The organism is Granulicella sp. L60 (assembly GCF_009765825.1).
Taxonomy (GTDB): Bacteria; Acidobacteriota; Terriglobia; order Terriglobales; family Acidobacteriaceae; genus Edaphobacter.
In genome coordinates this window covers 793116-806086 of sequence record NZ_LMUR01000022.1, presented here as the reverse complement: position 1 = coordinate 806086, position 12971 = coordinate 793116, and the positions used below count along the sequence as shown (strand labels likewise).

Here is a 12971-nt window from a genome sequence, read left to right as displayed (position 1 = left end):
CGTTTCACGTTTTGCGACCGCTGCCAATGCGGCGTTTCTGTCTGCTGTTGAGGGCATGTGTCTATGGGAGCCTCGATGAGTCGTAAGCACTACAGACTAGAGATGCCCGGCAGGTTCGCGAAGAGCTTGGAGACGATGCTTGTGGCAGCCGCGCTGTGTGGAGCGACTTTCGCTGCGGCGCATGGCCAGATGGCGAATGCTCCTGCGGTGCCGGTTGCTCACGAGGTTGCAGGGCACGGCCAGGGGGCGCAATCCGGCAATGATCCGTGGTGGAAGCATGCGGTGTTCTACGAGATCTATCCGCGCAGCTTTCAGGATTCTAACGGCGACGGGCTCGGCGATCTGAATGGAATTACGGAGCGGCTCGGCTACTTGCAGTCGCTGGATATTGGCGCAATTTGGTTGACCCCGGTGTATCCGTCTCCGCTAGTCGACTTTGGCTACGATATCTCCGACTACGAGAATATCGATCCGCAGTATGGCACGCTTGCGGACTTCGACCGGATGGTGGCGGAGGCGAAGACTCGTCACATCCGCGTCATTATGGATATGGTGATGAACCATACTTCGGATCAGCATAAGTGGTTTTTGGAGTCGGCGAGTTCGAGGACAAATCCGAAGCGCGATTGGTTTATCTGGCAAGATCCGAAGGGATATACGGCGGATGGAAAGCCGATACCACCTAATAATTGGATCAGCGGATTTGGCGGTTCTGCGTGGCAGTACGATCCGAGGACGAAGCAGTTTTACTATCACGAGTTCTACAAGCAGCAACCGGATCTGAACTGGCGAAATCCAGAGGTTGAGAAAGCCATGTTCGATACGGTTCGCTTCTGGCTGGACCGTGGAGTATCGGGCTTCCGATTTGATGCCGTGCCGAGTCTATTTGAGGATCAGAAGCTTCGCGATAATCCTGCGCTGGGTGGAATCAACGCGCAGGGCGACCCGATTCTCGAGGACACCTATACCAATAATCTGCCCGAGGTCCACGACGTGATGCGCAGGCTTCGTGCGATGGTGAATCACTATCCTGGCGACCGCGTTCTGATCGGCGAGACCTACCTGCCGAGTGTGCAGGAGTTGGACAAGTGGTACGGCGGCTCCAAGCACGACGAGCTGCAACTGCCGATGGACATGCAGGTGGGCTTTACGAATAAGCTGGATGCGAGTCTGCTTCGGCAGCGGATCAACGATGCAGAGACGAGTATCGATGGCAATCAGCCATTGTTCGTCTTCGATAATCACGATAACAAGAGGAGCTGGGATCGCTATGGTGATGGCGTTCACAATGAGGCTATTGCAAAGGTGCTGGCGACTCTGCTGCTGACCTCGCGCTCGACGCCGCTGATGTACTACGGTGAAGAGCTGGGGATGTCGACGTCGGTGCCGACGCGCAAAGAAGATGTGAAGGACCCGATCGGCATTACGGGGTGGCCGAAGGAGAAGGGGCGCGATGGTGAGCGTACGCCGATGCAGTGGAACGGCGAAAAGAATGCCGGTTTCAGTACTGCTTCTACGACATGGCTGCCGATCGGTGTCGACTACAAGACTGTCAACGTGAGGGTGGAAGAGGGTGAACCTGACTCCATGCTGAACTGGTACAAGACTCTCATTGCGTTTCGCAGGAGTAATCCGGCGCTGCGCAATGGGACGATGGTCATGCTGGATAAGAACAACCCATCGGTTTTGTCATTTGTACGAAAGGGTGTGGATGGTGGGCCTTCGGTTGTGGTGGCGGTCAACTGCACGGGAGAGCCACAGACGGTGTCATTCGATCTGAGGGCGGTGGGAAAGAGTATATCGGCGAAGACGGTGATTACTGATGCTCCGTCACTGCGAGGGTCCAGTAAGTTGAAAGATATTGCACTTCCGCCGTTTAGCTCTTGGGTTGGATCAATTCAGTAATGACTGAGGGTCCCGATACTCTGGGACCCCGGTTTAGTTAGCCATGATGAGCTTGATTAGCTTCCTGATGCGGCGTGGAAGGTGACGTAGTTGCGATTAATGTACAGACGATAGGTACCTGCTACGCCAGTGTTGGGCATGATCTGAAGCGGCCGTGGGCGACTGAGGGCGGTGTCGGAGACTGAGTGGGCGGTGAAGAGTTCGTGGCCACCGATGTCCATGACAACAAATTTGTCGGTTCCGATGAAGCCGCATCCGTAGGCACCTGGCGCTAATTGATGCCCGTCCACATCAAGCGGGGATTCAGCAATCAGATATGCCTGGTACTTTTCCTGTACCTGGCTTGAGTAACCTGAGGTATCGACGAGTGAGACGAGCACCAGACTGTTGTCTTCGAAACGAACGCCGCTCGAGTTACGGCCTTGAATGGGTGCGCTCTGGCCGCGAAAAAACACAGATGCGGGCAGCGTCTTCTCGGCTTCCGCAGAGGTGAGGATACCAGCGTGGGTGGGCTTCATCACTGCGGCCGGCGATTGATTGGAAGGCGTCTGGGCGATGATAGCGGCTGGCGACACGATGCCAGTGAAGAGAATGACAGCCAGGGTTGATAGTTTCATCGGTGCTCCTATGTGGACTAAGGGGGATCATACGATAGCGATGCGTATGTAGTAACTGTCTGAAGCTGCATTCGACAGATTGTAGCAACTACCTTTAAAGATAGGGAACGTGTTTCAATGAACTCGTGAAGAGAAGTTCTCGAATGTTGTTGACTCGAAGCCTTGGATCCGGTGGCGGCGATTGGATGTTTGTTTGTGCGTTTTGCTGTGCGCAGGTGATTGTTTTATGGATGGCTTTTTGTTCGCCGATGGCTATGGTGGCGCAAGCTGCTCATCGAGCGCATCCACAGGCGGATGAGGACTGGACGCTTTCGACCTCCGATTTTGATAACCGCTTTGAGGCTGAGCCGTATGTTGGAGATGGTTATCTGGGACAGCGTATACCTGCTGCGGGTATGGGTTATCTTGGGGACCTGGGACATGTGGGATGGCCTCTCGGCACGGAGCGTATTGCTTCTTCGATCGCTGCCGGAGTCTATGCCAAGGTGGCGGATGGGCGATTCTATAAAGAGGAGAAGCAGGCGATTGCGCTGATCCCGACGTGGTCGACACTTACGTTCGCGACGCCTTCCGGTGTCTATTCTCCTGCCACGGTTTCGAAGAACGAAGTTATCGGTTACAACCAAAGCCTTGATCTGCGAACCGGCGTTGTCACGACGTCTGGCACGTGGGTCTCTCCGACGGGACAGAGGACGCGATTCAGATACCGGGTGAGCACTGACCGGGCGCGAAAGCATCTTGCGGTGGTGACACTCGACCTCGTTCCTCTTTGGACAGGAGAGGCTATCGTGAGCAGCGTTCTGGATGGCGCCGGTGCGCGGCGAATAGATCCTGTTGATGACGGAGTTGACCTCGCGACACAGACAATTCATGTTACATCGAGGGCAAAGGGAACGGGCATCCTGGTTGCTGAAGCATCGACCTTGCAGTTTTCTAAAGTGAATGGGGTTACATCGTCTGCGCTTAAATCGGATGTGGCGCAGACGGCGGGCGAACGGGTCGTGTTCGAGGTAGAAGCCGGAAAGAGCTATTCGTTCACGAAGTACGTCGCTGTGGTCACTGGACGCGACTCTCAGACGCCTTCCTCCGACGCTCTTGCGGAATCGATGCAAGCAGCATCTCGTGGGCTTATAGCACTGCTGGAAGAGAATAAGGTGGCCTGGGCTTCTGTGTGGGAGAGCGAGGTGTTGGTCAGTGGGGATCGTTCTCTGCAACAGGCCATCCGCTCCAGTGAATACAGTCTGTACGCGAGCATACGTAGCGACAGCCCTGCGAGTATCGGGCCAGCTGGTTTATCCAGTGATGGTTATGCAGGCATGGTCTTCTGGGATGCGGATACCTGGATGTTTCCGGTGCTGCTAGCTCAGCATCCGGAGATCGCTCGCGTCATGGTGGACTATCGATACGATACGCTGGCGGCAGCGCGTAGAAATGCTGCGAACAATGGTTATCAAGGCGCATTTTATCCATGGACCAGTGGGACTACGGGCGACATGGGAGACGAGTGTTATGGCGCTGTTACCGACTCCCATGGCAAGGTTGTGTCGGATCCTAACAAGAGCTGTACGCAGGAGTTTCATCTACAGGCAGATATTGCATTGGCCCAGTGGCAGTACTACGAAGCGACGGGCGACAAGAGATGGCTGGAGGAACGGGGATGGCCGGTTCTAGAGGCTGTTGCGCAGTTCTGGACGGGCAAGGCTACCGCAGTGAACGGCGGATACTCTCTTTTGCAGGTACAGACGCCGGACGAATACGCGGTAGATACGAACAACGATAGTTATACGAATGCTGCTGCTTCGTTGGCGCTTGAGAGAGCGATTGAAGCAGCGAAGGTGCTGGGTAAGACAGCGCCTCCGATGTGGGATGAGGTCGGACGTGGCCTGATCAGCACGATGCCGGTTGATAAGGCAAAGAATATCTATCTTGAGCATGATGGATATGACGGCAGACAGATCAAGCAGGCGGACGTTGCCATGCTTACGTACCCTCTGGATTTTTCCATGCCGAAATCGTTCGGCATCAATGATCTCAACTACTACACGCCACGCACAGATAGGAATGGTCCGGCCATGACGGACGCTATCCACTCGATCGCGGCGTCGGCGGTGGATGTTCCAGGCTGCTCTGCATACACATACATGATTCGCAGCTACCAGCCGTTTCTGCGTAAGCCGTTTTTGCAGTTCTCGGAGTTTGCACCGGAGAAGTTATCCGACACCACCTATGACTTTCTGACTGGTGTGGGTGGGTTCGTGCAGGAGTTTTTGTATGGTTTTTCAGGATTTCGTCCACTCACCGATGCGATACATCTGGACCCGAGTCTACCTCCTCAACTCAGCGGGATTACGCTGCGCAACATGGCATGGCAGGGGCGGATCTTCACGATACAGATAGGTCCTAAGACGACTAACGTTACTCTCGTCTCCGGGTCTGCACTTCCGGTTGAAACAAAGGATGGAAAGAAGATTGTGCAGTCCGGTAAAGTTTTGATACTTCCTACTCGGCGACCTGACCTGCAACCGACCGGTGACCTGGCACGATGCCAAAGCATTGCGGCTAGCTCGTCACTCGCTGCAAATCCGCCTGTGGGTGCAATCGATGGTATTCCAGCTACTGCCTGGACCGCCGCCGAACCAAAGGCGGCTTTGACCGTAACCCTTGCAAGTCCTACATGGCTAAGGAAGATTACAGTTCATCGAGGAAGTCCGGGACTATTTTCGTATTCGGTTGAAGCATCGCTTGACGGCTTGCAGTGGAAGACGATCGGCGCGGCACCTGCAAAGTCTGCGGGAATTGACGAGTTTACCGCGACACAGATGCGAGCCAAGTTTGTTCGGCTAAAGTTTCAAGGTGATAAAGGAGCGGATGCGCCAAGTATTACTGAGTTCTCCGTTATGACGAAGTAGCTTGAGCTAGATAGAAGTTAGAGAGCGAATAAAGAGGATAGCTTCTGCTTCCTTATGAGATCGCCTTTGCCAAGGTGACCCCGAGTGCTACAGCAACAAGTCCTGCGACGAGGCTAACCACAACGTAAAGTACTGCGATCCAAAACTCGCCTTGGGTCAGGCTGGAAAATATCTCCCATTCAAAGGTAGAGAAGGTTGAATAGGCGCCGACGAAACCGATTGGAACAAGAAAACGCCAGGATGGAGGAAGATTTGTATGGCGATTCAGGAGTTCCAAAGACAGTCCGATGATGAGGCACGCTGATATATTGATGGCCAGTGTTCCAAATGGAAAGCGTGTGCCCATTCGGCCAGCGACAGTGGTTCCAACCCAAAAACGGGCGACCGAACCCAAAGCGCCGCCTATCGCGATTAAGAGATACCTCTGCAAAGTTTGTGCTCCTTGATGGTGAGCAATCTCTTTGCATCCTTTCAGAATCTTTGCATTGCGGCAAATGCTCGAAAGAATGAGGCGCGGTTGGAGAAGCTATCGAGTTCTTTCGTCCACTGATGGATCTATGGTTCATCGGCTCCTAACCCGAAACACTAGTCGTGCGGAAGCTGAGTCGCACTCCATCCTCCGCCAAGCGACATCTGTAGTTGAGCGCTCGCCACGATGCGACGTGCTACCAGCGATGCAGCTGTCCTTTCGTCCGTCAGCTCGATGGTCTGGTTCGTCAACACCTCAAGATAGGTCGTCAGGCCACCCTTATAGCGGAGTGTCGAGAGTTCTGTACTTCTCTTCGCAGCATTTACAGCGCGCTGCTCCACAGCTGCCTCTTGCTCAAGTACTCGAAGTGCCGAAAGTTGATCTTCGACATCTCGAAATGCGGATAGCACCTGTTCTCGATAGAGCGCAGTGACCTGTTCTCGCTGAGATATCGCAGCCTGGACTTGTGCCTTCCTAAGACCTCCGTCGAACACGGTCTCAGTGGCGGACGGTCCCGCACTCCACTGAGCACTGTTCGCATTGAATAGGCTGCCGATAGCACCGCTCTCTACTCCAGCTCCAGTTCCCAATGCGATGGTGGGATAGTATGCGGACTTTGCGACTCCTATGAGAGCATTTGCCGAAGCGACTCGCCGCTCTGCGGCTGCGATGTCTGGACGACGCTCGAGTAGCTCAGAGGGAATCCCTGTAGGTATTGGTGGTGGGTCGCCGCCGATTGGACGCTCTGCGATGCGAAATCCCGTGGCCGATTCTCCAACAAGTACAGCGATGGCATGCTCATATTGAGCGCGCTGCACTCCGAGTTCGACGAGTTGCGCTCGTGCGCCTTCCAACTGAGCCTGAGCTTGCGCTACGTCGCTATCCGAAGCGAGAGCACCCTTCTGCCGGTCCTCAGTCAACTGCAGAGTCTGAGTGTATGCGTCGATCGTTGTGCGTAGAAGCTGCGCCTGCAGGTCGATTCCACGAAGCTGAAAGAAGGTAACAGCCAGCAGACCCTGCAGGCTGAGGCGAGTGTTGGAAAGATCGGCTGCAGATGCCTGAGCGTTGGCTGCACTCGACTCGATCTGTCGGCGCACCTTTCCCCAGAGGTCAGGCTCCCATGAGATGTTGAGGGGAATCAGGAAGTCCCAGAAATACTGCGGAAGGTTTGCAGGACGTTGAGGCCGATTGTTGGAGACATCGTTTCGAGTGAAAGCGCCCCCGATCGACACGGTTGGATAGAGTGCGGATTTATTTTCACTAACCAGATCGTGAGCCTGCTCGTACGAATGGAGTGCCGCCTCTATGGTCTGGTTTGATGTTGCGCACCGCTGCTCCAGATCGTTCAACTCCGCATCCTGGTAGATAGCCCACCATATGCCGCGGTCCGTTGCATCCGCAGGCTTCGCCGCAACCCAATCGCCGTTGTGGCCATCTTCGGTGTATGCAGGCGGAGCTGGAACTGGGGGCGCCTTATAGTTTGGCCCCACCTTACATCCGTTCAGCGCAAGCGCTCCAAACAGTATCGCCGCCGTTGAGGAGATGCGGACATTCATCGCTTCGTCTCCTGGGGCTGAGCGGGCGTAGTCGGGATTATCCTTACCTCTTCTCCGTCTGTTATTGAATCGGGTGGGTTGCCGACGATAGCCTGCCCGGCTTGTAGTCCGCTTAGCACCTCTACGGTTGTGCCGTAGTCGCGGCCTGGTGTCACTCGCACGAGATGGATATGGTGATTCGTATCTACAGTTGCAATGCGAAGGCCGTCGGCTTCCAAGATTAGAGCACTAACAGGCACAATCAGAGCAGGAGCGGTAGCGGCTACCTTCAGATGAACCTCCGTGTAACTGCCTGGCAGCAGTTCGCCGGAGCGATTGTCTACATCGACTTCCGCAAGCAGTGTTCGTGTCGTGGGATCTACTGCACTTGAGGACCGTACCAGCTTGCCTGTAAAGCTGCGCCCTGGATATTGCGGCAGGGTCAATGTAGCTGTTGTGCCATTCTTTGCATCCGGCGCATAGACCTGTGGCACATTGATGAATACGCGCAGTGTGCGGATCGCCGAGATATCGAAGATCTGTCGATTGCCGGAGACTGTACCTGCTCCCGCGGTCGTTGTGCTGCCTGTCGCGGAGATCAGCTGTCCGATGTCCAGGTTGCGTGCCGTAATGACGCCATCGAAAGGCGCCTCAATCCGCTCGAATGACTGCAACTCTTCAAGCCTGCGAACATTTGCTGCTGCCGAAGCTACTTGTGTATTGCTCGACGCCATCTGTGTAGCGGCGTTGTCGGTGTCCTGCTGAGAGACCGCGTTACGCCCGATCAAATCCTGATAACGTCCTGCGGTCAACTTCGCGAGTCCGGCATTGCTCTGTGCGGTTGCGAGATCTGCCTTCGCCGATGCAAGCTGTTGATCGAGTTCTGGAGTTTCGATGATCGCAAGCAGTTCCCCTTTGTGAACATATGTACCAATATCGTGATACCAGGCTTTCACGTAGCCCGTGGTTCGCGCGTAGATGGGAGCCAGTGTAAACGCCTGCATGTTGCCTGGGAGAACGATCTCTCGCGCAGTCTGTTGCATTACCGGTTGTGTAAGACTCACTGGCGGCGGCGCAGTTCCGTCCGTGTACTTGTCCAACTCTGCACTGGAATGCTTGCGCTTTACGATGCCAGCGATCGCAATAACTACGGCGACTAACAAAACGATAACGACGATCGTAAGCACAGACCCTCGCGAAGCCTGAGGCCGGTCATGTGTGTCACCGAGGCCGTTTGCCGTTTCATGCTTCAATACTGCCGCCTCACCTTTGCTTGTTCCTGACATCTCCTGCTCCCTGGAACTCATCGTTCTCTCTCCGTGTCCACTGTTGACGCTGCGCTTCGTGTCATCTTCTCGCCTCGAATCGCTCATGCTTGTGCCTCATACTGTTCCTCTGGCGGCGTCGCTGGCGAAGGCAGATCATTGCGGTGCATGAAGGAAAAGAAAACCGGGACAAAGGTCAACGTACCGAAGGTCGCAAGCAGCAATCCTCCGATGACAGCGCGTCCAAGCGGTGCATTCTGCTCGCCGCCGTCGCCCAATCCGAGTGCCATCGGCACCATGCCAATGATCATCGCCAACGCCGTCATGATGACTGGCCTGAAGCGTGTAAAGCCTGCCGAACGCGCGGCCTCTGCGGCATTCAGCCCTAGCTCCATCTGCTCTTTCGCGAAGCTGACTACCAGAATCGAGTTTGCTGTTGCCACGCCGACGCACATGATCGAGCCAGTCAGAGCTGGCACGCTGATGTGAGTTCCTGTGAGAAACAGTAGCCATACGATTCCAGCTAGTGCGCCTGGTAGCGCCGCAATAATGATGAAGGGATCGAGCCAGCTCTGAAAGTTCACCACTATCAGCGCATATACCAGCACGATCGAGAATAGAAGACCCGATACGAGGCCGACAAAAGAAGTGTGCATGGTCTGGATTTGACCGCGCACATAGATCTCAGATCCGCGGGGGAGCTTTCCTTTGCTGTCTGCCACAATCTTTTCGATCCTGTTGGAGACACTGGCGAGATCAGCGCCCTCAACGGAGCCATAGATGTCAATGACGGGTCGCGCGTTATAGTGGCTGACTGTTCCCTGCTCCGCCCCGCGCTGAATCGAAGCGAGATTACCGAGGATCTGAGGCTGCTGGGTCGAGCCGTTGGTCGCAATCGGAAAGTTTTCGAGCTCCTGCAGGTTTTTTACGTTGTATTGTGGCGTCTGCACAGCGACGTTGTAACTTACATGATTTTGCGGATTCAGGTAGAAGGTCGGTGACGTCTGAAAGCTTCCACTCAGGCTCGTAAGCACGCTTATCGCTACATCGCGCTGGCTGTAGCCAACCTGCTGTGCCCGTGTGCGATCTACGTCGATCGTCCATTTAGGCAGATTGAAAGGTTGCTGAATCCGTAAGTCCGTAGTGCCGGGGATGCGGCTGAATTGCTGCATCATGTGCTCGGCAAACACACGGTTTTGGACGATCTGTTGTCCGATTACTTGCACATCGATCTGTGCGGGAAGACCGAAGTTCAAAATCTGGCTCACCATGTCTGTGGGGAGATAATAAAACTCCGTGCCAGGAAACTGGCGAGTCAGCTTATCGCGAAGTGCGTGTGTGAATTCGTCGGTCGGCCTGTGCTTCTCGCTCAGCGAGACTAAGATATCCGCGTCAGCCGTCCCGACAGTGGCAGAGTTCGAGTAAGAGAGATTGAGGCCCGAGTAAGGGATGCCGATATTGTCAATGACCGTACCTAGCTGCGACTGCGGAATCTCTTGTCGAATGACGGCTTCAATCTGATCGCAGAGGCGGGCCGTGTCTTCAATCCGAAGGCCAGTGTGAGCACGTACGTGCAACTTGAATTGACCTCCATCAACGGATGGAAAGAAGTCTTGCCCGAGCCAGGGATAAAGCAGCACCAAGGATCCGATCCAGAATGCGACAATCGATAGCAAAAATGTGACTCGATATTCCAAGCAAAAGTTCAGCAGTCCGTAATACCAGTTACGCAACTTCTCGAAGTACCGTTCAAAGGTCATCTGGAAGCGAATGAATGGATTTTTGCTCGTCTGTTTCTGATGCTCCTGATCCGGCTCATGTCCCTTTAGCAGGTACTTCGCCATTGTCGGAACGATCGTTCGCGACAAGAAATAAGACGCAAGCATGGCGAAGACGACAGCCTCTGCGAGTGGGACGAAGAGGTATCGGGCGACCCCACCGAGGAAGAACATCGGCACAAACACGATACAAATCGAGATCGTAGAGACGAAGGCAGGTATCGCGATCTGAGCGGCTCCGTCTAGGATTGCCTGTTCGACCTCTTTGCCCTCTTCGAGGTTACGATTAATATTTTCGATTTCGACTGTCGCGTCGTCCACCAGGATGCCGACTGCCAGCGCCAGCCCACCAAGCGTCATAATGTTGATCGTTTCGCCGAGAGCTGCAAGCATCAGCAATGAACAGATAACCGACAGTGGAATCGATACAGCAATGATGATTGTTGAACGCCAACTACCAAGAAAGATCAAGATCATAGCAGCCGTCAGACAGGCAGCAATCAGCGCCTCGCGTACGACGCCGCTTATCGCGGAACGAACAAAGATCGATTGGTCGGAGATTGCCTTGATTCTTAAAGCAGGAGGTAGCTGCGCAGCGATCAGTGGCAGCTGTGCGCGGACATTGCCAATGATGTCGAGGGTTGATGCATTTCCGGTCTTCTGGATTGTGATCAGCGAAGCGCGCTGTCCATCAACTCGCACGATGTTGGTCTGAGGGGGAAATCCATCTCGCACATTACCAACATCTCGGACGTAGACGGTCGCACCGTTGATGGTCTTGATGGGCAGATTATTGAGAGCAGCAATCGAATTAGGTGCGCTGTTTGTCTCTACCTGGTAGTCAACATTGCCCATCTTCACATCGCCAGCCGGCAGAATAATATTCTGCAGGTTTATCGTGTTGACCAGATCCGATGAGGAGAGTCCGTAGGCCTGCAGCTTCTGCGTGTCGACATCCACCTGTATTTGGCGCTGTTTTCCGCCATAAGGAAACGGGATGGAAGCTCCCTGCACGGTCGCGAGTTGAGTCCGAATGAAGTTGGTACCGAAGTCATTCAGCTGCTGCTCGCTCAGACCATCACCGGAGAGCCCTAACTGCAAAACCGGAACGCTTGATGCGCTGTACTGGATCACCAGCGGCGGGGTCGTTCCCTGCGGATACTGACGAAGCTGCGTCTGCGAAATCGCCGTTACCTGTGCCACAGCCTGCGAGATATTCACCGTAGGCCGGAAGAAGATCTTCACGACGGAGACGCCGCTCAACGTCTGCGATTCGGTATGTTCGATGTCGTTGACTGTCGTCGTCAGGTTGCGTTCAAACGGCAGTACGATTCGGTCGCTCAACTCTTCCGGCGACAACCCCGCATAGTTCCAAACGACTGATACAACGGGGATATCGATCGCTGGAAAGATATCGACCGGGGTCCGTAACATCACCAAAGGCCCTACGATAAAGAGCAACAGCGACAGGACGACAAATGTGTAAGGTCTCCTAAGTGCGAGACGGACGATCCACATAAAACTCCTTTAGCCGATGCGTTTCGTATAGATCAAGCGAAGATCGCGTTCATCCATGTAACACATCGATTTGAAAACGTTGCCAGCCAATACCAGACCAGCCGTCTAGAAATACGATGACGGCGGGGAGATGCAGGACTCAAATTTGCTTCACGGCTAGTTGACCCGCCGTCTTTTTTCTATTCTTACCTGTGTTGGGGCGATAGCCAGATCTTCTCAGTCCACTGAAGACAGTTGCGACCATCGCCTCCGATTCGGTGTCATTGAGTGCGCCGTGACCAGCCAGAAGACGAAAGATTGTCGGGCCGTAGATGAGGTCTAGAACTATCTCGCCGTCGATTTCTTCGCGGATCTCCCGGCGGGTGACTCCACGCCTCCACATCACACGGGCTGCGTCGCGCCGGGCAAACAAAAATCGCTCGCGAAACAGGGCGAGAAAGCCGGGATCACTTTGTCCTTCGGCAATGAATTGACAAAACAGCCGACCAAGCGACGAGGTATAGAAAGCAGTTAGAGACTTCAATTGCAGGGTAAAATCGAGTTCGGCGGACCCCGTGTCGGGAATTGCAACACGCTCGGTCATCCCTGTCAGATAAGCCTCAAGCGCTACTAGGCTCTTGTTCGGCCACCACCTGTAAATGGTCGCCTTACTGACGCCTGCCCGTCGGGCAATCTCATCGGAGGTCACTTTGCGCAGAGGCTTCCGCTCCAGCAGGTAAAGTGTCGCGTTCAAAATCGATGTCTTCGCTTCAAGACTTCGATGCCTACCACGCGCCTTCGGCTCTTCATCGAGTGGCGCTTTTTGCAGTTGTTGCATGTACTACTCCTACTTCCAGACAAGCGGCGCACGTGCGCACAAGGCAGCGCACTACATCCTCACGCTGAAGATGTACATACGATTGACCAGGACAGATCATCTGGCCGACTTATATTTACAATATTCTAAACTGTAAGTACAGTATTGAAAATTTAACC

General features: G+C 54.4%; 8 protein-coding genes. 2 read left to right on the top strand and 6 right to left on the bottom strand.

Features of this window, described 5'->3' with window-relative positions; genetic code table 11:
- Positions 1–75: 75 nt before the first annotated feature.
- Complete coding sequence (locus GSQ82_RS24270) at positions 76–1905, top strand: alpha-glucosidase (protein ID WP_254061901.1); 1830 nt, start codon at positions 76–78, stop codon at positions 1903–1905.
- Between the two features lie 56 nt (positions 1906–1961).
- Here the strand turns inward: GSQ82_RS24270 and GSQ82_RS24265 are convergent, their stop codons facing one another.
- A complete protein-coding gene (locus tag GSQ82_RS24265) occupies positions 1962–2522 on the bottom strand; it encodes a hypothetical protein (protein ID WP_158794813.1) in 561 nt (186 codons plus the stop codon).
- A 230-nt stretch (positions 2523–2752) separates the two neighbouring features.
- On the opposite strand from GSQ82_RS24265, the gene GSQ82_RS24260 reads away from it, so the two are divergent.
- Positions 2753–5431 (top strand): discoidin domain-containing protein, encoded by a 2679-nt coding sequence (locus tag GSQ82_RS24260; protein WP_158794812.1) that lies wholly within the window; start codon positions 2753–2755, stop codon positions 5429–5431.
- A gap of 52 nt (positions 5432–5483) precedes the next feature.
- Here GSQ82_RS24260 and crcB read toward each other — a convergent pair whose 3' ends face one another.
- The 5 genes from crcB to GSQ82_RS24235 form a co-directional block, all read right to left on the bottom strand.
- Positions 5484–5861 (bottom strand): fluoride efflux transporter CrcB, encoded by a 378-nt coding sequence (gene crcB / locus GSQ82_RS24255; protein WP_158794811.1) that lies wholly within the window; start codon positions 5859–5861, stop codon positions 5484–5486.
- Between the two features lie 155 nt (positions 5862–6016).
- Positions 6017–7456 (bottom strand): efflux transporter outer membrane subunit, encoded by a 1440-nt coding sequence (locus tag GSQ82_RS24250; RefSeq protein WP_158794810.1) that lies wholly within the window; start codon positions 7454–7456, stop codon positions 6017–6019.
- The gene (locus GSQ82_RS24245; protein ID WP_158794809.1) at positions 7453–8742 is read right to left on the bottom strand and encodes an efflux RND transporter periplasmic adaptor subunit; all 1290 of its coding nucleotides are present in this window, start codon (positions 8740–8742) and stop codon (positions 7453–7455) included. The genes GSQ82_RS24250 and GSQ82_RS24245 overlap by 4 nt, the downstream gene beginning before the upstream one ends.
- 62 nt (positions 8743–8804) lie before the next feature.
- Positions 8805–11996 carry an efflux RND transporter permease subunit gene (locus tag GSQ82_RS24240; protein ID WP_158794808.1) on the bottom strand — a complete coding sequence of 1064 codons (3192 nt, stop codon included), beginning with the start codon at positions 11994–11996 and terminating at the stop codon, positions 8805–8807.
- A 139-nt stretch (positions 11997–12135) separates the two neighbouring features.
- Positions 12136–12813 carry a TetR/AcrR family transcriptional regulator gene (locus tag GSQ82_RS24235; protein ID WP_158794807.1) on the bottom strand — a complete coding sequence of 226 codons (678 nt, stop codon included), beginning with the start codon at positions 12811–12813 and terminating at the stop codon, positions 12136–12138.
- Positions 12814–12971 lie beyond the last annotated feature (158 nt).

What these genes read in the sequence shown, in the direction of transcription:
- GSQ82_RS24270 (WP_254061901.1), top strand. Translation starts at nt 76, where the DNA reads ATGAGTCGTAAGCACTACAGACTAGAGATGCCCGGCAGGTTCGCGAAG.
- GSQ82_RS24265 (WP_158794813.1), bottom strand. Translation starts at nt 2,522, where the DNA reads ATGAAACTATCAACCCTGGCTGTCATTCTCTTCACTGGCATCGTGTCG.
- GSQ82_RS24260 (WP_158794812.1), top strand. Translation starts at nt 2,753, where the DNA reads ATGGCTTTTTGTTCGCCGATGGCTATGGTGGCGCAAGCTGCTCATCGA.
- GSQ82_RS24250 (WP_158794810.1), bottom strand. Translation starts at nt 7,456, where the DNA reads ATGAATGTCCGCATCTCCTCAACGGCGGCGATACTGTTTGGAGCGCTT.
- GSQ82_RS24245 (WP_158794809.1), bottom strand. Translation starts at nt 8,742, where the DNA reads ATGAGTTCCAGGGAGCAGGAGATGTCAGGAACAAGCAAAGGTGAGGCG.
- GSQ82_RS24240 (WP_158794808.1), bottom strand. Translation starts at nt 11,996, where the DNA reads ATGTGGATCGTCCGTCTCGCACTTAGGAGACCTTACACATTTGTCGTC.
- GSQ82_RS24235 (WP_158794807.1), bottom strand. Translation starts at nt 12,813, where the DNA reads ATGCAACAACTGCAAAAAGCGCCACTCGATGAAGAGCCGAAGGCGCGT.